We start from the raw sequence: 22,539 nt of genomic DNA on the forward strand, positions 1-22,539 counted from the left end.
TCTCGGCTACACGCCCTTTGAACAGGGCTCGGGCCGGGTCGACCTGCGGAAGGCGATCAAGCAGACCGTCGTCGCCCGCGAGACGTCGCTCTCGTACGGTGTCGCGCAGTGGCCGCACACCGACGACCAGCCGCTCACGAAGAACCTCACGTACCGGAACACGGGCGACTCGCCGGTCACCCTGAAGCTGACCGTGGACGCCACCGGGCCGGACGGCGCGCCCGCGCCCGCCGGCATGTTCACCGCGGACGACCAGGTCACCGTCCCGGCGCACGGCGAGGCGACGGTGAAGGTCACCGCCGACACCCGCCTCGGCGGTGACACGACCGGTGCCTTCACCGGACGCGTCACGGCCACCGGCGACGGGCAGACCGTCGGCACCGCACTGGCCGTGGACCGCGAATCGGAGATGTACACCGTCACGGTCAAGGCCCTGGACCGCAAGGGCGAGCCCGCCCCCGCCCCCGCCTGGGACGCCCAGCTGCAGGGCCTGGAAGGACCGACCAAGGGCGCCAACACCGTGCTGAGCGGCGACACGCACTCGGTACGCGTCCCCAAGGGCCGGTACTTCCTCAACAGCATGGTCCGGGTCGACCCGGCGGGTTCGTACGACCAGGGCGGTGACTGGTTCAACCAGCCCAACCTCGACGTCACCCAGGACACCACGGTGACGGTGGACGCACGCACCGCCAAGCCGCTCGACATCACCGTCCCCGACCGCTCCGCCCAGCCGGTCCTCGGCTTCTTCAGCGCGGGCATCGAACTGGCCGACGGATACAGCACCCGCTACGGGGTCTTCACCAACTCCCTCGCGCAGTACCGCACCGGCCACCTGGGCCCCAAGGCCGCCGCGGGCGACCGGCTGACGCAGCAGCTCATGACCACCTTCTCCACCGGCGTCAATGGGCACGACGAGTACCACCTGGTGTACCAGCCGACCGGCGACAGGTACCTCACCGGCTTCACCCACCACGCCAAGTCCAGCGAGTTCGCCAAGGTCGAGGCGAAGCTCGGCGCACCCGCCAAGGGCAAGTTCGGATTCATCACGCCGGGCACCGAGGGTGGCGCCGGACTCGGGACCGTGCACGCCCTGCCCTACACCGGCACCCTGCACCTGCTCTCGGGGAACACCTCGTGGCAGCTGGGCTTCATGCAGGTCGACGCGAACGACTCGTACGAGTCCAGCTATGACGCACTTCCGAGGACGTTCAAGCCCGGACGTTCCTACCAGCACGTGTTCAACGTCGGTGTCTTCGGGCCGGATCTCCCGGAGGGCGCCGGACTCATCGGGCTGCTCCGGGCGGACGAGGCGATCGACGGACGGCTTCCGCTGTTCTCGGATAGCGAGGGGAACATCAGCGACAACAACTCGCCGATCGAGAGCGCGCGAACGTCCCTCTACCGCAACGGTGAGCTCGTCAACTCCAGCATCTACCCGATGGACGTCTTCTACATCGCGGAGAACGAGCGGGCCGACTACCGGCTGACCGTCTCGGTCAAGCGCGGCACGGTCGCCGACGTCTCCACGAGCATGACCGCGAGCTGGACGTTCTCCTCCGAGTACGCTCCGGGGATCACCAAGCTCCCCACCTCCGTCGTGCGCTTCACCCCCGCCCTGTCCCTCGACAACACGGGCAAGGCACGGGCGAAGGTGTGGGTCCCGGTGACCGTCCACGGCACCGCCGCGGGCAGGAACCTCAAGTCCCTGAGCGTGTGGGCCTCCTACGACAAGGGAGCCCACTGGCAGAAGCTGAGCGTGTGCGACGGCCGGGTCCAGGTCACCAACCCCAAGGCCGGCGACAGCGTCTCGTTCAAGGCCCAGGCCGTGGACAAGCAGGGCAACACCGTCGACGAGACCATCGTCGACGCCTACCTGACGAAGTAGCCCACGCGCGGGCCGGAACAGCGATCCAGGGCTCGCACCCACCGCGGTTCCGGCCGGACGCTCGGCTGGGGTTTCCCAGCCGAGCGTCTGCGTGGACGGCTGTTGAGTTCAGCGGCGACGGCGGCCCGACGCCCCGGTCGGCGACGAGCGGCTCTGTTTCACGAGAAGGGGTTGCCGCGGGACACAAACGCCTGATCAGGTGGGCCGTCGACGGCACGGGGGCACGGATTCTCGCCGCCGTCCTGGCCACGGCCGACGCGGATGACGACGTGGAGTGGACGGTCCCCCACCATCTGCCGGGCCCATCAGCACGCGGCTGGGCCTCCGAAAAGGGGGGCTGCGCGACGGGGGCGTGTGGGGTGGCGTCGCCGACGACAGCGGGCTCACGCCACCCGCCCTTCCGTCAGCCCGACGCGACGACCAGGTCGACACCCTGGACCAGGGTGCGCGCCGCGGACCGGGAGTCGCCGAGGTAGCCCGCGACCATTGCCCCGTCACGTAGGGCGACCACCAGGTCGGCGGACTGCCGGGGGTCCGCGACGCCCATCGTCGCGAAGGCGTCCTCCAGCACCTGGTGGAACCACTCGCGGTGCCTCAGCACGGCTTGGTGGATCGGACACTCCCGATCCGGGTACTCCGCGGCCGCGTTGATGAACGGGCAGCCCCGAAACCCCTTACCGCAGATCTCCTCGCCGATGCCGTGCGCGACGACGCCGAGCAACGCGGTACCTCCCCCCGTCTTCTCGGCCGCCACGGCCACCCGGGCCCGGATGTCGTGATCGGTGGCGTCCAGGTAGCCGCGCACCAGGTCGTCCTTGCCCTCGAAGTGCCGGTAGAAGGTGCCGCGTGCGACGTCGGCCTCCGCCATCACCCGGTCGACGCCGACAGCGCGAATCCCCTCGGTGTAGAAGAGCCTGCTCGCCGTGGTCAGCAGCCGCTCCCTCGCCGCCGACCTGCGGCCGGTCGTGGCAGGCCCGCTCTTCGTCTCGGTCATGGAGACATTATATAGAACGTTCCTTCCATAATCCGGGGTAGGCGCAAGCGGGCTCCCATGTCGTGGCGCCACTGGGGCAGCGGGACGCGGCCGCCGAAGTGCCGCTCGCATGCTCCCCGGGCGCCGTCCGATAGTCCCGCCGGGACGGTACAGGCGGTTGCGCGGACCGGCGTGCAAAGGATGTGAGGCCAATGCGTGGGCCGACGGTACCGACTATTCCCCGACAAGAAGGCGGGAAATGGTCGTGGGGGACTAATGGCCCTTGGCCGCCGGACGGGGTACGTGACGCTCACGGATCGACGAAGGCCTTTTCCGCTCCCGGCGTCGCACGCTTTCCGGTATTTCCCGCAGGGGCGCCGCTGCCGCCTGACGGCCGCCCACCTGGGCGGGGAGCCTCGCGGTGAGGGGGGTTCCCGTTGACGGAGCCCGCGTCCCGACGGCACACTACCCACCCGCGGACGCTCACCGGGGTGCGACTTTCACTCAGTGAAAGAATTTTTCTCCCGAGTTTTCCAGACCTCCGGAGGGTTCAGTGGAAATACGGCTCGGCAAGGTGATTCCGGAAGTTCGAGCGGTAGCATGAACCTCCACTTGCCAATGAATTGAAATCCTCCCGACAGGAATCCGGGCGGACGTGGACGGCTGACGGGAGTGTGGACGGGTGGGCTACGGCGACCCCTTTGATGACGGAGCCGCTGGCGCTCTGGTGGGGCGTGCCAAGGAACTGGATCGCATACGCGCGTTCCTCGGCGCCACCGACCGTGGCGGGGCGCTCCTGCTGTCGGGGCAGGCGGGGGTGGGCAAGACGGTTCTGCTCAACGCCGTGGCGGAGGCGGCGTCCGTGACCGGGACGCGGGTCCTGCGTGCGGCCGGCGTCGAGTTCGAGGCCGACGTGAGCTACTCCGGCCTGAACCAACTCCTCTTCCCCCTCTCCGAGACCTTCGGTGATCTGGACAGCACCCATCAGGAGGCCCTGCGTGTCGCGCTGGGCTTCGGCAGCGGAGCGTCGCCGAACCGGCTCGTCGTGTCCAGCGCGACCCTCATGCTCCTTCGCCAGGTGGCCGCGTCCGACTCCCTGCTGCTCGTCATCGACGACCTGCAGTGGGTGGACCGCGCCAGCGCCGCCGTGTTCGGCTTCGTGGCCCGCAGGCTCGGCGGCAGCCGGGTCGGCTTCCTCGGCGCCGTGCGTCAAGGGAGCGAGACGTTCTTCAACCGTGGTGGACTACCCGAGTACGAGGTGCCGCCGCTGGACGAGACGTCGTCGCGGGCCCTGCTCGATGCGCGATTCCCGAACCTTGCCGAACGCGTGCGGCGTCGGCTGCTGTCCGCGGCCGAAGGGAACCCGTTGGCCCTGCTCGAACTGCCCACGGTGCTGAGCGGTCAGCAGCGCATGGCGCTGGAGAACCTTCCGGCGGTCCTGCCGCTGAGCCAGCGGCTCCAGGCGCTGTTCGTCTCCCGGGTCTCCGGCCTTCCGGCTGCCACCCGCCGTCTGCTGCTGCTCGCCACGATGGACGGGACCGGCGATCTCGGGGTCCTGCACGCGGCGGCGCGGCAGACCGGCTGCGGCCCCGGCCTCGAAGATCTCGCCCCGGCCGAGCAGGACCAGTTGGTCACCGTCGACGAGGGCACCCGGCGGCTCGTCTTCCGCCACCCCCTGATCCGCTCGGCCGTCGTCGACGCCTGCTCCAGCGCCGAGCGCCGCGCGGCGCATCGGGCCCTGGCCCAGGCTCTGGCGCATCAGCCCGAGCGCCGGGCCTGGCATCTCGGAGAAGCGTCCGTCGAGCCGGACGAGCAGGTCGCCACCCTGCTGGAGCAGGCCGCCCACCGCATCATGGCGCGCGGCGACGCCCTGGGGGCGGTTGCGGCCCTGATACGGGCGGCCGACTTGAGTCCCCGCGGGTCGGACCGGGCTCGCCGCCTGGCCGAGGCCGCCTACATCGGCGCCGACGCGACGGGGGAGCTGCGCGGCGTCTCGGAGCTGCTCGAAGACGCCCGACGCGCCGATCCGGACCTGGACGGGTCCCTGCGCTCTGCCGCTGCCGCCGTCCATCTGGTCATCAACGGCGACGGGGACATCGACACGGCTCACCGCCTGCTGGTGGGCGCCATCGAGTCCGGCACCCACCAGTACGACGCCAAGGACAACGCCGTCGTCGACGCCGTGCACCTGCTGCTGCTCCTGTGCTTCTTCAGCGGCCGGGCGGAGTTGTGGGACCCCTTCTACGCCGCGCTCTCCCGGTTGCGCCCGGAGCCGCCCGCACTGCTGTCCGTGGCCGGCAGGACCTTCTCCGACCCGGCGCGTTCGGGAGCGGCCGCGCTGGACCAGCTGGAGGGCATCCTCGGGGGACTTCCAGAAGAGACCGACCCCGGCCGCATCGTCAGGGTCGGCACCGCGGCGCTCTACCTCGACCGGTTGCCGGCCCTCCGCGAGCCCTCGTGGAAGGTCGTCCGCCAGGGACGGGACGGCGGTCCGGTGCGCCGGCACCTCGGCGCCTTGATGCACCTGTGCCTGAACGACTACCTGACCGGCAGGTGGGACGAGTGCGTCGAACTGGCCGAGGAAGGAGTCCAGCTCTGCGAGGACTCCGGATACCGGTTCTTCACCTGGTACTTCTGGTACTGCCGGGCTGTCGTCGCCGCCCCCCGCGGGGAGGACGCGACGGTCGGCCTCCTCACGGGCCGCATCACCCAATGGGCCGCACCGCGGGGCGTCGGGACGGCACTGCACTACGCCCGGCACGTACGCACCGTGGCCGATCTCGGACGTGGCGACTTCACCAGCGCCTATCGGCACGCGACGGCGATCAGCCCGGCGGGCACCTTCGCCTCCCACGTGCCGCACGCCCTGTGGGTGATGCTGGATCTCGTCGAAGCCGCGGTCCGCACCGACCGCCCAGCGGAAGCGGCCGCTCATGTGCGCGCCATCCGGGACAACGACATTGCCGCGCTCTCGACGCGGCTCGCGCTCCTCGCCGGCGCTTCGGCCGCTCTGTGCGCCACGGACGACGAGGAGTCGGTGCGTCTGTTCGACGAGGCTTTGGCCCTGCCGGAAGTCGAGCAATGGCCGTTCGATCTGGCCCGGGTGCGGCTGGCCCACGGCGAACGGCTCCGACGAGCCAGGGCGAACGCGGAGGCCAGAAGGCAGTTGACGCTGGCCCATGACGCGTTCGCCGAGCTTCGCGCCGGTCCCTGGATGGATCGTGCGGCCAAGCAACTGCGGGCCTCCGGATGGGTCGCGCCGAGGACCGAAGCGGGCGGGAAGGTGCTCACGCCACAGGAGCGGGAGATCGCGGACCTGGCGGCATCGGGGCTGAGCAACAAGCAGATCGCCGAACGGCTCTATCTCTCGCACCGGACGGTCGGAGCGCACCTTTACCAGATCTTTCCCAAGCTCGGCATCACCTCCCGGGCAGCGCTCCGCGACGCGCTCGGGGCCCTGGAGGAGTGAGATCCGCGCCCGCGCCGCGGGCGTTTCCGCTTCCACGTCCTGACCGCACCCTTCCGAGTCTGCCTAACCGCCGTCGCCGGTCCCCAGCAGCCGGTCACCGGGCACACAGGCGGTGACCCGCGGCGGGCGAGTGCCCTTCGGGCTGTCCACCACGGCTGCGACGGCGTGGGCCGTGCGGGCGAGGCACGCCGCGGTGACGGCCTGATCGGCCAGGTGCGCGTCGACTCGATCGACCAGGCCGGGATACCGGCCCTCGTACGCCTGCGCCGCGTCGAGGTCGTCCGGACGGACCAGCCGCAGCCGCCGGCCGGTTGCGGGCACGATCAGGCCGGCCACGACGGCCGTGGCCTCCACGCCGAAGCCGGCCAGCTCCTTCGCGTAGCTCGCCGCGAGATGGCCGATCACCGCGACGCCTTCGGAGTGCAGGGCGAGATAGGGGGCCTCGTCCGCGGGGCCGCCGCCTGACGCCACCCAGACCAGCAGGCCGTCCTGGCGCTCGCGCATCTGCGGCAGTACAGCACGGTTCACCCGCTGGGTGGACAGCACGTTCGCGTCGTAGATCTGCGCCAACTGGTAGGGGGTGAAGGACTCGATTGGGCCCCGGGGCACAGGCCCCATGGTGTGGACCACGCAGTCGATCCGGCCGGCTTCCGCCGTGATGTCGGTGACCGTGGCGCTGACCGCTCGCTGATCGGCGACGTCGAGGGCGACCGGACGCGGCCGAGCGCCCAGATGGCCTGCGGCCCGGTCCTGTTCGGCGGCGATCGGTGGATGGCCTGAAGCCGCGCCCACTCCGGCGTAGGTGATGTGACCGGCCTCGGCCAGGGCCTGGGCCGTCGCCGCCCCGAGGGCGCTGGACGCCCCGGTGACAAGGATGATCTTCGACATGATGCTCCTCGGCGCATGGTGGGAGCGGTGAGGCGGCGGTGGTCCCGGCCAACGATGGGCCACGACAGATCCGGCACCGGCACGTGACCGCACGGGCACCTGCTCAGTATCGGTGCCGGTGGGACCGGCCCGCATAAGTCATCTGACCGTGCGGACGACTGGGGTTCATGGCTGGTGCCGGTCCAAGCGGCGGCGGAACCGGGTCGCCCGGGCTCCGGGCCGCGACTCCTGGACCTTTCGCCTCAGGAATCCGGGCCTTGCGCGATCCGTGGCGCCCGCGCTGCTGCCCGGCGACCGGGCGGACACCTGGTGCGCTGTCGAAACGACTGCCCGGCACGGCTCGGTGACCGGGTTTCCGGCAGACGTTCGACGGATGTGAGTCCAGTGCCTCGGGCGACAGTCTGGGGAGCGCTGCGGGAAGCCGGCGCGCGCTGCCGGCTCGGCGCGGTCCGGATTCGTGCTCGATGCAGGTCGACGCGGGCTCGGCATGCGCCCGGTGCGTGCTCGTACGCGCTGGACATGTCCTGACGGCGCGCCCCGTGCCTTTCGCGGCACCGCTTGCCTGCGGGCATCGGTGGGATTAGCTTTAGTGAATAGAACGTTCTATACGTTTCGGAGGTCCGCATGAGTGAGCCCCATGCCAATGAGGCAGGCACGATCGTGCTCATCCACGGCCTGTGGGTGAACCCGCGCAGCTGGGAGGGGTGGAAGCAGTACTACGAGGCGCGGGGGTACAGAGTCATGGCTCCTGCCTGGCCGGGTCTGGACCGCGAGGTGGAGGAGCTGCGGCGTGACCCCTCGGGCGTCGCGGGGGTCGGCTTGCTCGAGGTGGTCGACCACTACGAGCGGATCATCCGCGCCCTGCCTCATCCGCCCATCCTTATGGGCCACTCGTTCGGAGGCACCATCGTGCAGATCCTGCTCGATCGGGGCCTGGGCAGTGCCGGGGTGGCCATCGACTCGGCGGCCGTCAAGGGCGTGCTTCCGCTGCCGCTGTCGACCCTCAAGTCGGCGTGGCCGGTGCTGGGAAACCCGGCCAACAAGAACAAGGCGGTCTCCCTGACCGCGCGACAGTTCCACTACGCCATCACCAACACGCTCAGCGAGAGCCAGTCCGACGCCCACTACGAGCGCTATGCCGTGCCGGGCTCGGCCCGGGTCCTCTTCCAGGGGGCGTTCGCCAACTTCAACCCCCGGGCCGCCACCCGGGTCGACTTCCGCAACAGCCGCAGGGCCCCGCTGCTGTTCATCGCGGGAGAGGCCGACCACATCGTCCCGCCCAAGGTGAACAAGGCGAATTGGCGCCTGTACCGGAAGTCGTCCGCCGTGACCGAGTACCAGGAGTTCCCCGGGCGCTCGCACTTCATCATCGGCCAGGACGGCTGGCGGGAAGTCGCGGACTACGCACTGAACTGGGCCGAGGAACACCTCCCCGCCCACGTGTGACCGCGGGACCCGGCCGGCCCTGATCTGCCGACCCTTTTGACCTCATGAACGCGCGGTCCGTCACGGACGGTCTGGCGCGACACCCCCGCCGCTCGCGGGGGCTCCCGCGGGACGCGATCGTCGCGTGCCCCACCCGCGAGGGCCTGTGTGCCCGCCGCAACAACCCCATCACATCAGGAGAAGACCATGCTTCGCCGTCGTGCTTTCCGTATAGCCGTTCTCGGCGCGACCGGGGTCGCCATCGCCGGCGGCGTGACCGCGTTCGCGTCGGCCGCGCCCGCCCACAACACCCCGGCCGCCCCCAAGCCGACCATCGTCCTGGCCAACGGCGCCTGGTCCGACGCCGCCAGTTGGAAGGGCGTCATCAACCGCCTGCAGCGTGACGGCTACCCGGTCGTCGCGCCGCCCACGGGTCTGCGCGGCGTGTCCGCCGACTCCTCCTACCTGGCCTCCTACCTCAACACCATCAAGGGCCCCGTCGTCCTGGTCGGCCAGTCCTACGGCGGCATGGTCATCACCAACGCCGCCACCGGGAACAAGAACGTCAAGGCGCTCGTCTACATCTCCGCCTTCGCACCGGCCGAGGGCGAGGACGTCAAGACCCTGACCGCGAAGTTCCCCGGCTCCCAGATCAGCAACGACCCCAACGCCCAGGTCCCCACCGCCCTCTTCCCTGTCGGCTACCCCAAGGCTGACGGCAGCACCGGGGTCGACCTCTACGCCAAGGCCGACCAGTACCGCAACCTCTTCCTCAGCAACCGCGTCAGCAGCAAGGCCGCCGCCGAACTCGCCGCCACCCAGAGCCCCGCCGCCCCCGAGGCACTCGGCGAAGCCTCCGGGGCCCCCGCCTGGAAGACCATCCAGTCCTGGTACCTCGTCTCCAAGGACGACCACGTGATCCCGCCCGCCACCGAGCGCTTCATGGCCGAGCGCGCCCACGCCCACACCGTCGAGGCCGACACCCCGCACGCCGCGCAGGTGACCAACCCGGGCATCGTCACCGACCTCATCGAGAAGGCCGCCGGGACCGTCCACTGACAGCAAGCGGGCCCCGGCATCGCCCGGCGGCCCGACGGGCCCCGCACGACGGCCCAGGCCGTCGTGCGGGGAGGGGGCGTGGACGGCGCGTCCGGCGAACGGCGCGCAGCCCGTCCCGCACACGAAGGAAGGGGCATGGACATGTCCGATGAGCACGGCATGTCGGTGACCGACAAGGTCCTGGCGTTGCTCGGGGCCTTCTCCCACGAATACCCCGCGCTCACCCTCACCGAGTTGTCCAGGCGAACGGGCCTGGCGTTGCCGACGGTTCATCGTCGCGCTGCCGAACTCGTCGCCTGGGGAGCCCTGGAGCGTGGACCCGACCGGCGCTACCGGGTGGGCCTGCGGCTGTGGGAGGTGGCCACCCTCGCGCCTCGCGGCTTCCCGCTGCGCGACGCGGCCCTGCCGGTCCTGTACGACCTGTACGACGTGACCAAGGAGCAGCACATCCATCTCTCCGTGCGGGACCACCTGGACGTCGTCTTCCTCGAGCGTCTGAGCGCGCCGGGCGCCCCGCAGGCCGACAGCCGGGTGGGAGGCCGCTTCGGAGCGTTCGCCACGGGAGCGGGACTCGTCCTGCTCGCCCACGCGCCTGACGACGTCCGAGAGGAGTATCTGAGCACCCCACCGCGTCGCTACACCAGTAACACGGTCACCTCTCCCGCCCGGCTCCGCTCCCTGCTGGCTGACGTCCGCAGAGAGGGGTACGCCAGCAGCGACAGGATGGTGGGGCCCGACGTCCACTGCGTCGGAGCGCCGATCCTCGGTGCGGGCGGCTCGGTCGTGGCGGCCCTGTCGATCGCCTTCAGGGCGGGCAGTCAATCCCCCCAGACGCTCGGTCCCCTCGTCCGCGCGGCGGCTCGAAGGGTTTCCCGCGCCTTGCGCGAGTGAACACGTCGCGGGTCGGTCGACGGCCCGCCAGGGAGCCCCCTCGTTGGCCGTCGGCGGCCGGCCAGGGGGCTGCAGGGTGAGGGCGAAGTCGTACTGTCCGGCGGTTGGAGCGTCATGTAACTCCCACGGGGAGGGTACGCAGAGGTGGGCGCTTCAGCAGCCGTCGGGAGCTCCGGTGGCGGCGGGGACACGCAGACGCTGGTATGGGCGAGGTCACCCGTGGGTTGTTCAGGGTCCAGGCCAGCCCGACGCCCGGTTCCGCGGCGACCTCCCTGACGACGTCCACGATGGCGAGGGTGCGTTCCGTCACTCCGCCCAGGCCGTCAGTGCTGACCAGCCGCGCAGGTCGGCCAGGTGTCCACGATCAAGGGGAAGCCCCAGTCAGCGCCTTGGCCGGGCACTCGGACGGACGCAAGGGAGGCCTGGTGAGTGCGGAAGGTCAGTAGTCGCTCACCCTGTCCGGTCCCGGCGGCATCCCGAGGATTTCAGCCCAGGGCGGGATAGTCGCCGGCAGCGAGGTCGTCGATCAGGCGTGGGTGGGTGGGCTTCCAGCCGAACCGTTCCCGGGTCAGTACGCTGGACGATGGCATGTCAAGGGCGAACACGCGACCGATGGGGCCGAAGCCCTCAGCCGGCGCCGACTCGACCGGGACCGCGAGAACGCCGCCGATGGCCTCGGCCAGCGACCTCATGGTGTCGCCCTCGTCGGTCACCGCGTGCAGGACCGTGCCCGGCGCAGCGTCCTCGAGTGCGATGCGGAACAGCCGGGCCGCGTCAAGCAGGTTGACCGCCGGCCACCGCTGTGTGCCGTCGCCGACGTACGCTGACACGCCCGTCTTCTGCGCGGCGGCGATGAGCACCGAGCAGAAGCCGTATGTCGACCCGCGTTGGTGCACGGAGCGCGGCAGCCGCACTACGGAGGATCGGACGCCCTGGGCGGCCAGGGTCAACACCGCGTCGGAAGTGCGGCCGCGGCCACCGACCGGACCGTTGGTGGTGTCGCGGTCCTCCTCGGTGGAGGTGTGGCCCGGCACCATCGGCGTGAGGCCGGCATGCACGAACGGCTTGCCACTGCCTTCGAGTGCGGCCGCGAGGGTCTGCACGGCACGCGCTTCCTCGTCGATGCCCTGTTCCAAGTTGCTCCAGTCGTTGCTGAAGGCCAGGTTGATGACACCGTCGGCCTGCGTGGCGCCGGCACGGAGGCTGTCGAGGTCGGTGAGGTCGCCGCGGAGCGGCGTCCCGCCGGCGGCGGCGACGGCCGTAGCCGCGGCATCGGAGCGGACGAGGCCGAGGACCTCGTGACCAGCGGTGATGAGTTCGGGAACGACAGCGGAGCCGATGCTGCCGCTGGCGCCAGTGACGAAAACGCGCATGGGAGGCTCCAGATGACTGCTGCGACGCTGCGTCGCAGGATGGGTAGGGGTCAGGCGTGGCGGTCGTAAGTGTGTGGATCCACGGGTCGCTTGGACTTGGGAAGCCCGCCGACCACGAGACGGTAGGAGTCGGTGACGAGTTCCTTCACCAGCTTGTCGTCGATGGCGTCTCCGCCTTCCACCGTGATCCAGTGCCTCTTGTCCATGTGGTAGCCGGGGGTGATGCCCGCGTATTGCTCACGCAGGGCTGTGGCGTCGTCAGGATCGGCTTTCAGGATCAGGACGGGGCGCCCAGGCATATCGGTCATGAGCATGAAGACCTTGCCGCCCACCTTGTGGAGCTCCCAGTCGGGGCCGAAACGACGCTCCTGGTCGGTGCCGGGTAGTTCCGCGGTGTAGTCGCGCGCGATCTTCTGCAGTTCCTGTCCGTCCAAGGTGATTGACTCCTCTGTCGGGTCGGGTCCTTGCGCCGGTCGGTGGCCGATGGCCGTGGCGTGGATCGGGACCATGACCTGCCGCTCGGACGGTGGCCGTCCACCACCTACGGGAGGACGCGGATGACGGTCTTCCCGAGGCGCCGGGCGGTCGGGTTGAGTGCGCCGATGGCATCGTCGAGGCTCGCGACGTCGCCGATGTTGGTCCGCAGCCGTCCGTCCCGCACCCGCTGCACGATCTCACCGAGTTGGAGGCGATCGGCTTCGACGACGAAGTCGACGGCCAGGCCGTCGGCGGGCCGTGCTTCGACGGGGCCGACGATGGACACCAGCGTTCCTCCGGCCTTGATGAGGGCGGCGGACTGCTTTTGGACGTCGCCACCGATGACATCGAAGACCAGGTCGACGCAGCCGACGTCCTTCAGCGTGTCGTTCTCGAGGTCGACGAACTCGTGCGCGCCGAAGTCGAGGGCCTTGTCGCGGTCGGCGGAGCGTCCGGTGCCGATGACGTAGGCGCCGGCTTCACGCGCGAGCTGGGTCACCATCGTCCCGACTGCCCCGGTCGCGCCATGGGCGAGGACGGTCTGACCGGCCTGGAGGCGGCCGTGCTGGAACAGGCCCTGCCACGCGGTCAGACCTGAGATCGGCAGGGACGCGCCTACCGTGAAGTCGACGTCGCCCGGCAGCGGTGCGAGGTTGCGTGCTTCGATCGCCACGTACTCCGCGAGGGTGCCGTCGCGGTGCCAGTCGGCGAGGCCGAACACCCGCTGCCCGACCGAGAGCCCCGTCGTGCCGTAGCCGAGAGCGCTGACCACTCCGGCCAGCTCGTGGCCGGGGATCGACGGTGTCTTGTCACGGCCGGCGCGATCGGCCCAGGTGGACGGCCACTCCATCTCCGTGGGGACGAAGCCCGACGCATGGATCCGAACGATGACGTCGTTGATCGCCGCGAGCGGCTCAGGCCGCTCCGTCAGCGTCATTCCGGCCGTTCCCGCGGCCGGGTCGGTGACCACAATGGCTTTCATCGAAATGGCTCTTCCTGGTAGGTGTGGTGGGTTTTGGTTTCCGGGTGGCCTTTTAGACGAAGGTGAAAAGCTGGTCCGGGTCGAAGCGTGAGATCGGGGTGGTGTACACCCTTTCCGGGTCGGGGTAGCCGAGGGCCAGCAGCACCGTCGTGGTGTGTCCCCTCTCGCGGATCTTGAAGGCCTTGTCGACACTGGTCGGGTCGAACCCCTCCAGCGGCGTGGCCTCGACGCCGAGCTCGGCGGCCGCCATCATGGTCAGGCCCACCGCCATGTAGGTCTGCTTCTCCATCCAGTGGTTCAGGTCCTTGTAGCCGTAGTTGCGAAGGTTGAGGAAGTCCCGGGTCATGGATTCCCACAGCTCCTGCTTGGATGGATCAGGGAACCGGCCATCGGCCCTCTCCTTCGCGAACACCGCCTCGAGGTGGGTGTCGGGCAGATCTGCCCGGGTGGTGAGGATGATGGTGTGCGACGCGTTGAGGATCTTCTCGCCGTTGTCCCGGAATCGTTCGCCCAGGTTGTCGGCGAGCCGCTCCTTGCCTTCGGGCGTGGCGAGGACGTAAAAGTGGTTGGGCTGTACGTTCACCGATGACGGCGTGGAGCGCAGGAACCGCAGCAGCTGCTGAAGGGTTTCCCCCGGAATGGTCTTGCTGGGATCGAAATACCTGGTGAGATGCTTGTTCATAAGCTTATCGAGGTTCATGGGAATATGCCTTTTTCTTGCGATGAGTGGGTGAGGAGCGGTGATTCGCAGGGTCTGGGCTAGTTCGATCCGCGGGAGATCAGTTCGCCGATGCGGTCGAAGCTGGTTCCTGTCGTCGCGGTGGTGAGGTCACCCGCGACGAGAGCCGTGATGGCCTGGTCGAGTGCCTCCATTGCGTGGGTGTAGAGCGCTGGACCCACGCTGATGCGCTTGACCCCGGCCTTCTGCAGTTCGGCGACGGTCAGCACCTTGTCCGCCGGCGAGATGAGGACGTTCACCGGCGTCGGCGCGACGGCGGTGACGATCGCGACGAGCGCGTCGAGGTCGGGCGGGTAGGGGGCGTAGAGCACATCCGCGCCGGCCTCCGCGAAGGCCGTCAGACGCCGGATGGTGTCGTCGAGATCGGGCCGCCCCTGGATGAAGTTGTCGGTGCGGCCGGTGACGACGATGCGCCCCTTGGCAGCCTCGACGGCGCTCCGTATGCGGTCGACGGCTTCGTCGAAGTCGCGGATCGGTTGATCGGGATTGCCCGAGGTGTCCTCGATCCCGATACCGGCCAGGCCGGACTCGACGGCGGCTTCCACGGTCGCGGCGACGTCCTCGGGCGTGTCGCCGTAGCCGTCCTCGAAGTCCCCGTTGACGGGCAGCCCGGTGAGACGGCCGAGCAGTCGCGCATGCTCAAGGTGCTCACCACAGGTGACTTCGTGACGCCCGTCGGACCGGCCGAGTGTCGTGGCGAGTGCCGCCGATGACGTCGCGATCGCCTCGAAGCCGGCATCGGCCAGCATCAGCGCCGACAGGCCGTCCCATGCGTTCGGCATGACGAGGCCGCCGTCGCGGGTGTGCAGCGCCATGAATTTCTCGTAGAGGTCGGAGCCCGGCATATCGAACCTTTCCCGAGTGATCGTTCTGGGGCGGTGAGGGGTTCACCGGCTGTGTGCGCAGCCTCGACGGGGTCCCGGCAATCAGCCGGGCGTACCGGCCGAGTTGGCAGCGGGGATGCCGCTGTGCCTCGGCTGGCCGGCTCCGGCCTCGACCCCCTCTTTGTGCAGCCGGACTGGGCCGAGCACTGAGAAGTCGACGCCTGCATGCATGGTGCCTACCGCCCTGGAGATCCTCGTGAGGCCACGCTGCTTGGCTGTCCGCAGGGAACCGCCTTCTCCAAACGTACCGCAGATCGGCCACTTTTTCGGACCAGATAGTCCTCTCATCCCGGCGAGGCATCCGGATACTGTGCAGGCAGCCACTATCTGTGGCGGGTGAGACCCTGGAATCAGTGGACGAAAGCGTCCTCTCTTGGTCACGTATCACTGGGCCGCCTTCGCCCGTCGGCGAAAGCGTGGTCACGTACGGAAACCGCGACGAAACCCCGTGTGACGCAGCACCGGGACTCCTCGGTGCCGCCTCGCCGTCAGGGGCAGCTCAGCTCCAGTGCGGCTATGGCTTTCGGCGCGCATGAGCGTCGTGCGGAACCGGTTCAGGGCGGGGGATCCGTCGTGGCGCCACCGTAGGACGCGGTGTTCGACGGGGTCCCAAATGCGTTCGCCTTGGCGGACCCGCCAGGCGTGCGGACCGGGCTGGAGCAGGGCCCGGCTCCCGGCTGCGCTGTCCACGAGCAGCTGGCCTTGGGTGCCGAGGTCGAGCCGTTGTGCCCCGGGTGCTGTGGTCTCGGCGACGAACCGGGCAGCCCAGTCGTCCAGGATGCTGGCGTCGATGACGGTGCCGCCGTCGGTGTCGGGGAGCATGCCCAGGTGCGGGCGAGCATGCAGGAAACCTGCCCGTTCAGGAGCCGTCCGGTCGCACTGCCGTCGTCGTGGACGGTGAGGCGGGCCAGTTCCGAGGAGTGCATCCACCCGCCCAGGGCGGCCGGGATCTGGCCGCCCTGGGCGGGTCTGGGAGCCACCGCTCTGGGATGGTGAGGACGCCGCAGGTGGCGATGACCCGGTCGTACGGGGCGCCGTCCTTGTGTCCGGCCAGGCCGTCGCCGGTGATCAGGCCGGGGGCGTGGCCGAGGGCGGCCGGCGTGGTTGCGGCCGCGCCCGCAACCGCTGGGTCCATTTCGACGGAGGTGACCAGGTCGTCTCCCAGGCGGTGACACAGCAGCGCGGAGGAGCAGCCGGTGCCGGTGCCGTCGCATGACCGGATACGACCTCGGCTTGTCGAATCGACGTTGCCACGGGGGACCCGGAAGGCCTCTTCCGCCGCGGTTGCGCGGCAGCCCGTCCTTGAACGTTGGCCAAGGTGCCGCGTCGTCTTGGCTGGTGGGTGGTGGTGGCCGGTTGCCGCTCGCAGGCGAACGGTGCTTGCTGTCCGTTCGGCGAGCGGCGTCGGCCGGATGTTGGAGAGGTTGGTCCGGCGGAAGACCGTCAGCTCACCGCACGCGGGCACCGGCGCGGAAGACCGCCTGTACGTCGAGGACGGCTGCGGGATCATGCGCAAGGTCGCCGCCCACGACGAGAAGGTCCGCGTCGGCACCGGCGGAGATGCGGCCCTTGCGGCCCTCGACGCGGCACAGGCGGGCCGCCAAGCTGGTCATGGACCTGAGCGCGTCCAGCGGCGCGACGCCCAGCCGGGCGAGGTCGGCCACGCCGTGGGGGAGGACGTTGTGGGGCTTCCAGGGCCCGATGCCGGCGTCCGATCCGATGACGACATGCGTGCCGTGCTTGTGCAGGTTGCGGTACGTGTCCAAGACGCTGTTGACATGTGCGGACATGGCATGTGCGGTCATGGCCTTGGGCGGCTGCACGGCTTGTCCCGGGGCCAAGCCCAGCGTCAGGCTGACGAAGGTGCCCTTCCTCGCGATGGTGTCGATGAGGTCAGGGTCGGTGGCGACGCCGTCGGCGCTGAGGAAGGAGACGTGTTCCAGGCTGTCGACGCCCGCTTCAACGGCGTCACTGATGGCCTGGATGCCGTGGGCGTGGGCAGCCACCGGCAGCCCGAGGCGGTGTGCTTCGTCCACGACGGCACGCAGGTCGTCCAGGCTGTACTGGGATGCGTGCGGCGGTACCGAACCGGGTGTCATGTGGCCGCCGCTGGCCATGATCTTGACGACGGAACAGCCGCGGGTGTGACGCTCGCGGACGGCGGCACGGAGCGCTTCGGCGCCCTCGACCTCACCGCCGAGGAAGTGGCAGTGGCCGCCGGGCGTGGTCAGCGGGGGGCCGGCGGCCAGGATCTCCGGACCCTGCTCCGGGTGTTCGGTCATTTCCTCCACGAGAGTCAGCGAGAGGTAGCCGCGGTCGCCGAGGTCGCGCATCGTGGTGATGCCGGCCAGTAGGGCGGACTGGGCGGCCGCCCGCATGTGTGCGAGCAGGTCACTGTCGGAGGCGGAGACCAGGGACGTCACCGGGTCCGGTCCGGCGTCGAAGGCGAGATGGACGTGAGTGTCGATCAGGCCGGGCAGCAGACAGGCCGAGACGCCGAAGTCGATGACCTCGCTGCCGTCGGCGGGCAGCGCGCCGGTTCGGTCGACGCGCACGATACGGTCCCCCGAAACATGCACAGTGGCCGGACCCGACAGGGTGTACCCGTCGAACATCGAACCGGCATGCAGGGCAAAGGAATTCAACAGTATTTCTCCGATCGGAAGGCGTGGGTCGCTCGGCGCCTCGGCACATGCGGGATTCGACTCCTGCCAGGTCGACGAAGGGGTTCGCACGGAAGCCCCGCCGACGGCCCCTATTCGGCAGTGCGGGGGCCGCTCCTTGACCAGGCGATGCTTCGCCGCCCGGGACGCACGGTCGGCGAGGACTGCTGCCTGTGAGGCTGGTGCCACCGTGCCCGATGCCCTCGCAAGGTCTGCGCCCCGTCAAGAAGACGACGTTGCCCCCACTGGTGTGGCAATGCGCCGTGAGCGCGGGAGGGCGTCAGCCGAAGAACTTCTCCAGCTCGGCGGCGAGCGCCGCAGGCTGCTCCTCGGCGATGTAGTGGCCGCTGTCGGCAATGGTGGCGTAGCGGATGTCGGTGGCCTTGCCCTCCATCATCGCCTGCACCACGGCGACGTACTGGCCACCCAGTCCCAGGACCGGCATCGTCAGCGGCGGGTAGGAGTTGTTGTCGGCCAGGTCCTGGTGGAACGTCCGGTACACGCCGAAGGCCGCGGCCACCGCTTCGGGCGCGTCGTAAGCCGCGGCGTACACGGCACGGCTTTCCTCGCTGATCCGCTCCGGGTGGAGCGCCAGGTGCTCGGTCGACCAGTCGATGATGTGCCGGAACCGTCCCGCCAGCAGCTTGACGGGCAGGCCGTCGACCTGGCTCAGCGGATACCACCAGGCGTTCGGCTGTTCCGGGGTGGGGAAGGGACTGATGACGTCGAGGAATATCTGGGAGAAGGGTCCGCCCTCCCAGATGGCGAGCTTCTTCGTGGCCTGGGGGTGGTTCGCGGCGAAGCTGTAGGCGACCATCGCCCCGATGTCCCCGCCGGCGATGTTGACCTGCTCGTGGCCCAGGCCGCGGATCAGTTCGTGGACGTCCTGCGCCATGTTCTTCTTGTCGTAGCCGCCTGCGGGCTTGTCCGACGCGCCTTGCCCGCGGTAGTCCACGGCGATGACGCGGAAGCGCTGCGCCAGTAGGGGGAGGAGTTCGCGCAGAGCGTGCACGGTGCGCGGCCAGCCGTCCATGAGGACGAGCGGCTCGCCCTCGCCTCCGGTGACGTAGTGCAGCCGGGTGCCGTTCACGTCGGCGTAGCCGTGTTCGAATCCTTCGAGCATGCTTGGTTCTCCTGTGTGCGATGGCGGTCACTTGCCCGGAGGTCGGGCCATGACCAGGTGAACGCCGGCCTTGCCGGCGGATGCCCCCTGCATGACGAGCACCTGGCCCTCGTTTGCCGCAACGCGGTCGGGCCGTGCGGTGGTGTGGAGTCAGGAGGGTTCCGGAAGGATGATCGACTTCGCCAGCCCGGCCATGATGTCGAACCGGGCGAGCTGGTCGTCGTCGATGACCGACGGAGGCCCCTCACCGGGCCGGGCGGGGAGGGCGTGATCGACGAAAATCTGTTCCAGGCCCGGAGGCGTGAAGATGAAAATCATCCTTGCGGCGTGGCTGCCCTTGTTCTTGAAGCGGTGACGGACCCCCCGGGGGATGTGAATGAAGTCGCCCGCGACCGCGGTGAAGAGATGGTCCCCGTCGAGGAACTCCAACTCCCCGTCGAGGATGTAGAACGTCTCCTCCTGCTCGGGGTGCGCGTGAGGAACGGGTCCGCCGCCGGCCGGAACCGTGGCCTCGATGAAGCCCATCCCGCCGTTGGTCTGCGCACCCGTGGCCTTGATCGTGTAGACGTCACCCGCGGCCCACACCGTCGGGCCCTTGCCTGACGGCACATGGAACGCGCCGCGCTTGTTCCAGTGCGGGTCGTGCGAGTCGAGATCGGCCAAGGAAAAGGTCATCGGTTCCTCGAAGTCTGGCTGGGATTGACATGGAAGGCGTCACAGCCGTCCGTGCGGGCCTGTGACGCATCGCGAAACCGGGCATGCCGCCGGCCGGGAAGGCGGAGCGTCAGGCGCTTCGGCGGAGGGGAGTGCGCCTTCGATCCGCCAACAGCCCGTGTTCCGCGGGGGGATGCACGGAGTGATCACATCTGGATCGTGGAGGGAAACCCCGTGTCCGGAGTCCCCGGGATCAAGGCATTCCCGCAACGGTCGCGGGCGGCCGTGATGGGGTCACGCGTCACGAGCAATCTCGCACCGAGTTCCGTCCCATGAAGCAGGTATGACCCCGTGACTGATCGCAAAGTCGCACAGGAGCCCGGCAACGCCCCAACCGACCCTAACAATCACCTTACGGAGTTCCATTCGCGGCCTTTCGGTTCATGGTGATTGTGAGGCGGATGGCTCGGAGCGCTGCCCGGCACCTTCGTCACGTCTCCGCGGACGCGGCGTGGGCCGCGCAGGCGCGACAGCCCGCCGTCCGCCGCGAAGCAACCGTGCTGGTCGCAGTCATCAGCGAAGGGTGTGATCGGCGCTGCGACCCGACAGGGAGCGGCGAGCCACCGAGCTCAGTCCGTGGACGGCCGGCCTTCGACAGGAAGGGACCGCTTGCCCAGGTTCCGCCAGGCTATGGCGCCCAGGAGCGGGGTCAGGACCATGATGACGAGCCAGCCCGCCTTGGGCAGTATGCGAATGCGGGCTTCGGGGGTCCTTATGCAGTCAACCAGAGCATAGATGTACAACACCGCGATTATCGCGTATATCGCGTATTCCAGCACTGCCGTCACGGGGTTATCTCCGGTGCCGCAGCAGTGATTACCGCAGGCAGTCCGGCAGATCCCCTGTCATGCCCGGTAGCTGTGGTCACGATGATTCCGCCCTTCCTGTGATCGTTACGGGTGGCTCGGTGCGCAGCCAGGCAACTTCGTTGCCCCTGAGCGAATACGGTCAGGAGTTGGCCGGGCGGCGCGATCCGCAGGCTCGCTCCGCTGCCACTTCCTCAGGTGGACGAGACAGCCACCGCCAATGTGACGGGTGCGGCGGGAGTTGCTGACGAAGGAGCGCTTGCGCGCCATCGGCCAAGCGCGGCGCCCGGCAGGAGACGGAGCGTCCCTGGGGCCCCACGCCCTGTCCAACTCGTGGGCGCCGAAGCGAACGTGGCCGGCGATGCGGCCCTTCGGGCCGGGGTGCCGGGGAGTCGTCCGCCGGCCCGCCGTCGCAGACGTCGACCGGCTGGATCGTGTCGCCTCCGCGCCGTCCCGTGGCCATGTCCGCTGCTCCAGGTCGACTACGCCGTGCCGGTCGACGCCCGCAACGCGGTCGGCTCGCAGCGCACGCACGACCTGGGACTGAACGTCCGGATGCGGGACGGAATGGCGGCGCCGCGCGGCGTGCGGCTGTTGGTCGAGACCTCCTACGACGACGGGAGGGCAGCGGCTTCACCGCCACCGTGCAGCGGCCGGCCAAGGTGCACGGCGACGCGTACGTGACGCTGCGCGTGACCGCGAAGGACGCGGCCGGCGACTCCGTCCGGCAGACGGTCGACCGGGCCTACCTGCACAGCGGCGCACGGTGACAGGGACTGCAACGCTGACCGGTACCTCGTGACGTCGCGGCGGGTGCCGGGGTATGTGAGCCCCGGCACCCGCACCCCGTCAGAAGCGCATGCGGCCCCGCAGGACATCGACCACGCGACAGACGGTCCAGGTCGCCCTTGCGGCGCCTACCGGCTGTTCCTCGCCGCGGCGGTGGCGCGGTAGGGGGCCAGGAAAGCGGTGAGTGCCGCCAGCAGTTCCTGCGGGGCCTCCTCGGCAACCCAGTGGCCGCTGCCCGGGATGACCAGGGACTGCACGTCGTCTGCCGCGAGCTTCATGGTGGTCGTCACTCCCTCTCCGACGCTTTGCGCTCCACCGATGGCGAGGACGGGGATGGTCAGGCGTCGCTTCACGCGGTCGGCGTTCTGCGCGAAGGTGGTGTCGAGGTCGCGGTACCAGCCGAAGCTGCCGCCCAGCGCGTGACGGTGCGAGGTGAGGGACTCGATGTAGTACCGGATGGCGTAGTCGGGCAGCTTTCGCGCGGCCTTGGTGTCGAGCTGCCAGCCGAAGTAGACGTCCTCCCGGCCTGCCACCAGGAGCTCGTTGACGTCGTCGAGCCGGTTGAAGGGGAAGTGCCAGAGCATGTTGTTGGCCTGGGCGGGACCGAGCAGAGGCGGTGAGGGCGTCACACCGGGAATGACGGCTTCCGCGACGGCGAGACGGTCGACACGGTGAGGGTGGTCCGCTGCGAGCGCGTAGCCGATCGGCATGCCCGTGTCATGGCCGACCACCGCGAAGCGTTCGTGGCCGAGGGTGTCCATCAGCGCGGCCAGATCGTTCGCGAGGGTGGCGGTGTCGTAGCCGTCGCGGGGCTTGTCGGTCAGCCCGATGCCGCGCTGGTCCACGGCGATGACCGTGTGGTTCCGCGCCAGCACCGGCATGACCAGGCGCCAGGCGTACCAGTTCTGCGGCCAGCCGTGTATCAGGAGCAGGGGCGGCCCGTCGCCGCCGACGACGGCGTGCTGACGTATGCCACCGGCCTGGATGAGCCGGCTGGTGAACGTCCGACGGAACCCTGCCGGGAGCCCGGGAACACCGGACACGGATCCGAAGCCCTTCGGGGTCTGCCGCGGAGCGGCCGTGGCGGGCAGAGCGGAGACACCGGTGAGCGCGAGACCGGCAGTGACGGCTGCCGCGCCGCCGACGAAAGCGCGCCGGGAGACCTGGCGGGGCGGCTGGTCCGGGCGCGATGACGACATGCCGGGACCAACTGGGCCGGGCGGTTCGATGGGAGAGGGGTTCACACTCGGTTCCTTCTGCGGTGGTGATCAGACGACGTCGGCGGGGCAAGGCGCCCGGCGACGGGGTGGGGGTGCCGGCAGTGCCCGATGGCGTGACATTGCGCCGGTACGAGCCGCCTTGCGTCCCTGCATGCGGCACGCCTGCACACAAGGAACAT

Annotated in this window: 18 protein-coding genes and 2 pseudogenes; 7 read left to right on the forward strand and 13 right to left on the reverse strand. The window is 69.6% G+C overall.

Going from position 1 to position 22,539, the window contains the following annotated elements; genetic code table 11:
- Together ACFYYN_RS18000 and ACFYYN_RS18005 are read left to right on the forward strand one after the other, a co-directional pair.
- A pseudogene (locus ACFYYN_RS18000) lies at positions 1-1,885 on the forward strand (peptidase S8); the annotation flags it as partial.
- Positions 1,886-2,067: 182 nt separating this feature from the next.
- Positions 2,068-2,224, forward strand: a pseudogene (locus tag ACFYYN_RS18005) (IS5/IS1182 family transposase); the annotation flags it as partial.
- 64 nt (positions 2,225-2,288) lie between these two features.
- Here ACFYYN_RS18005 and ACFYYN_RS18010 read toward each other — a convergent pair.
- Complete coding sequence (locus tag ACFYYN_RS18010) at positions 2,289-2,879, reverse strand: TetR/AcrR family transcriptional regulator (protein WP_500546565.1); 591 nt, start codon at positions 2,877-2,879, stop codon at positions 2,289-2,291.
- 706 nt (positions 2,880-3,585) lie between these two features.
- On the opposite strand from ACFYYN_RS18010, the gene ACFYYN_RS18015 reads away from it, so the two are divergent.
- Positions 3,586-6,327, forward strand: a complete 2,742-nt coding sequence (locus ACFYYN_RS18015) for a helix-turn-helix transcriptional regulator (RefSeq protein ID WP_500546566.1) — start codon at positions 3,586-3,588, stop codon at positions 6,325-6,327.
- Positions 6,328-6,390: 63 nt separating this feature from the next.
- Here the strand turns inward: ACFYYN_RS18015 and ACFYYN_RS18020 are convergent, their stop codons facing one another.
- Positions 6,391-7,215 (reverse strand): SDR family NAD(P)-dependent oxidoreductase, encoded by an 825-nt coding sequence (locus ACFYYN_RS18020; protein ID WP_500546567.1) that lies wholly within the window; start codon positions 7,213-7,215, stop codon positions 6,391-6,393.
- Between the two features lie 624 nt (positions 7,216-7,839).
- Between ACFYYN_RS18020 and ACFYYN_RS18025 the strand changes: the two genes are divergently transcribed.
- The 3 genes from ACFYYN_RS18025 (at position 7,840) to ACFYYN_RS18035 (ending at position 10,590) form a co-directional block, all read left to right on the forward strand.
- A complete protein-coding gene (locus ACFYYN_RS18025; protein ID WP_500546568.1) occupies positions 7,840-8,661 on the forward strand; it encodes an alpha/beta hydrolase in 822 nt (273 codons plus the stop codon).
- A 186-nt stretch (positions 8,662-8,847) separates the two neighbouring features.
- Positions 8,848-9,699 (forward strand): alpha/beta fold hydrolase, encoded by an 852-nt coding sequence (locus ACFYYN_RS18030; protein ID WP_500546569.1) that lies wholly within the window; start codon positions 8,848-8,850, stop codon positions 9,697-9,699.
- Positions 9,700-9,834: 135 nt separating this feature from the next.
- Positions 9,835-10,590 (forward strand): IclR family transcriptional regulator, encoded by a 756-nt coding sequence (locus tag ACFYYN_RS18035; protein WP_500546570.1) that lies wholly within the window; start codon positions 9,835-9,837, stop codon positions 10,588-10,590.
- A 485-nt stretch (positions 10,591-11,075) separates the two neighbouring features.
- Here the strand turns inward: ACFYYN_RS18035 and ACFYYN_RS18040 are convergent, their stop codons facing one another.
- The 10 genes from ACFYYN_RS18040 to ACFYYN_RS18085 all read right to left on the reverse strand — a co-directional run bounded on the left by ACFYYN_RS18040 (position 11,076) and on the right by ACFYYN_RS18085 (position 20,333).
- Positions 11,076-11,963 (reverse strand): SDR family oxidoreductase, encoded by an 888-nt coding sequence (locus ACFYYN_RS18040; protein WP_500546571.1) that lies wholly within the window; start codon positions 11,961-11,963, stop codon positions 11,076-11,078.
- Positions 11,964-12,013: 50 nt separating this feature from the next.
- Entirely contained in the window at positions 12,014-12,397 is a 384-nt protein-coding gene (locus ACFYYN_RS18045; RefSeq protein ID WP_500331972.1) for an MmcQ/YjbR family DNA-binding protein, read from the reverse strand.
- Between the two features lie 107 nt (positions 12,398-12,504).
- Positions 12,505-13,422 (reverse strand): NADP-dependent oxidoreductase, encoded by a 918-nt coding sequence (locus tag ACFYYN_RS18050; RefSeq protein WP_500546572.1) that lies wholly within the window; start codon positions 13,420-13,422, stop codon positions 12,505-12,507.
- Positions 13,423-13,474: 52 nt separating this feature from the next.
- Positions 13,475-14,122: a nitroreductase family protein gene (locus tag ACFYYN_RS18055; protein WP_500546573.1), complete on the reverse strand. Its 648-nt coding sequence runs from the start codon at positions 14,120-14,122 to the stop codon at positions 13,475-13,477.
- Positions 14,123-14,181: 59 nt separating this feature from the next.
- Positions 14,182-15,006: an isocitrate lyase/PEP mutase family protein gene (locus ACFYYN_RS18060; RefSeq protein WP_500546574.1), complete on the reverse strand. Its 825-nt coding sequence runs from the start codon at positions 15,004-15,006 to the stop codon at positions 14,182-14,184.
- A gap of 898 nt (positions 15,007-15,904) precedes the next feature.
- Positions 15,905-16,555 carry a hypothetical protein gene (locus tag ACFYYN_RS18065; RefSeq protein WP_500546575.1) on the reverse strand — a complete coding sequence of 217 codons (651 nt, stop codon included), beginning with the start codon at positions 16,553-16,555 and terminating at the stop codon, positions 15,905-15,907.
- Complete coding sequence (locus ACFYYN_RS18070) at positions 16,494-17,600, reverse strand: metal-dependent hydrolase family protein (RefSeq protein ID WP_500546576.1); 1,107 nt, start codon at positions 17,598-17,600, stop codon at positions 16,494-16,496. Before ACFYYN_RS18070 ends, ACFYYN_RS18065 begins: the two co-directional genes overlap by 62 nt.
- Before the next feature lie 388 nt (positions 17,601-17,988).
- Positions 17,989-18,831, reverse strand: coding sequence for an alpha/beta fold hydrolase (locus ACFYYN_RS18075; RefSeq protein WP_500546577.1), 843 nt, complete (start codon positions 18,829-18,831; stop codon positions 17,989-17,991).
- A 150-nt stretch (positions 18,832-18,981) separates the two neighbouring features.
- Positions 18,982-19,506 carry a cupin domain-containing protein gene (locus tag ACFYYN_RS18080; RefSeq protein ID WP_500546578.1) on the reverse strand — a complete coding sequence of 175 codons (525 nt, stop codon included), beginning with the start codon at positions 19,504-19,506 and terminating at the stop codon, positions 18,982-18,984.
- A 608-nt stretch (positions 19,507-20,114) separates the two neighbouring features.
- On the reverse strand, positions 20,115-20,333 hold the full coding sequence (locus ACFYYN_RS18085) for a PLD nuclease N-terminal domain-containing protein (RefSeq protein WP_500546579.1): 219 nt from the start codon (positions 20,331-20,333) through the stop codon (positions 20,115-20,117).
- 662 nt (positions 20,334-20,995) lie between these two features.
- Between ACFYYN_RS18085 and ACFYYN_RS18090 the strand changes: the two genes are divergently transcribed.
- Positions 20,996-21,121, forward strand: a complete 126-nt coding sequence (locus ACFYYN_RS18090) for a hypothetical protein (RefSeq protein WP_500546580.1) — start codon at positions 20,996-20,998, stop codon at positions 21,119-21,121.
- A gap of 147 nt (positions 21,122-21,268) precedes the next feature.
- Here the strand turns inward: ACFYYN_RS18090 and ACFYYN_RS18095 are convergent, their stop codons facing one another.
- Entirely contained in the window at positions 21,269-22,339 is a 1,071-nt protein-coding gene (locus ACFYYN_RS18095; RefSeq protein WP_500546581.1) for an alpha/beta fold hydrolase, read from the reverse strand.
- Between the last annotated feature and the right edge of the window lie 200 nt (positions 22,340-22,539).

Source organism: Streptomyces sp. NPDC001902 (assembly GCF_042891295.1).
GTDB lineage: Bacteria > Actinomycetota > Actinomycetes > Streptomycetales > Streptomycetaceae > Actinacidiphila.

Bases quoted from the DNA above. Each gene is read 5' to 3' on its own strand.
- ACFYYN_RS18010 (WP_500546565.1), bottom strand. From the start codon at position 2,879: ATGACCGAGACGAAGAGCGGGCCTGCCACGACCGGCCGCAGGTCGGCG.
- ACFYYN_RS18080 (WP_500546578.1), bottom strand. From the start codon at position 19,506: ATGACCTTTTCCTTGGCCGATCTCGACTCGCACGACCCGCACTGGAAC.
- ACFYYN_RS18035 (WP_500546570.1), top strand. From the start codon at position 9,835: ATGGACATGTCCGATGAGCACGGCATGTCGGTGACCGACAAGGTCCTG.
- ACFYYN_RS18055 (WP_500546573.1), bottom strand. From the start codon at position 14,122: ATGAACCTCGATAAGCTTATGAACAAGCATCTCACCAGGTATTTCGAT.
- ACFYYN_RS18060 (WP_500546574.1), bottom strand. From the start codon at position 15,006: ATGCCGGGCTCCGACCTCTACGAGAAATTCATGGCGCTGCACACCCGC.
- ACFYYN_RS18025 (WP_500546568.1), top strand. From the start codon at position 7,840: ATGAGTGAGCCCCATGCCAATGAGGCAGGCACGATCGTGCTCATCCAC.
- ACFYYN_RS18065 (WP_500546575.1), bottom strand. From the start codon at position 16,555: ATGATCCCGCAGCCGTCCTCGACGTACAGGCGGTCTTCCGCGCCGGTG.
- ACFYYN_RS18095 (WP_500546581.1), bottom strand. From the start codon at position 22,339: ATGTCGTCATCGCGCCCGGACCAGCCGCCCCGCCAGGTCTCCCGGCGC.
- ACFYYN_RS18030 (WP_500546569.1), top strand. From the start codon at position 8,848: ATGCTTCGCCGTCGTGCTTTCCGTATAGCCGTTCTCGGCGCGACCGGG.
- ACFYYN_RS18020 (WP_500546567.1), bottom strand. From the start codon at position 7,215: ATGTCGAAGATCATCCTTGTCACCGGGGCGTCCAGCGCCCTCGGGGCG.
- ACFYYN_RS18075 (WP_500546577.1), bottom strand. From the start codon at position 18,831: ATGCTCGAAGGATTCGAACACGGCTACGCCGACGTGAACGGCACCCGG.
- ACFYYN_RS18050 (WP_500546572.1), bottom strand. From the start codon at position 13,422: ATGAAAGCCATTGTGGTCACCGACCCGGCCGCGGGAACGGCCGGAATG.
- ACFYYN_RS18040 (WP_500546571.1), bottom strand. From the start codon at position 11,963: ATGCGCGTTTTCGTCACTGGCGCCAGCGGCAGCATCGGCTCCGCTGTC.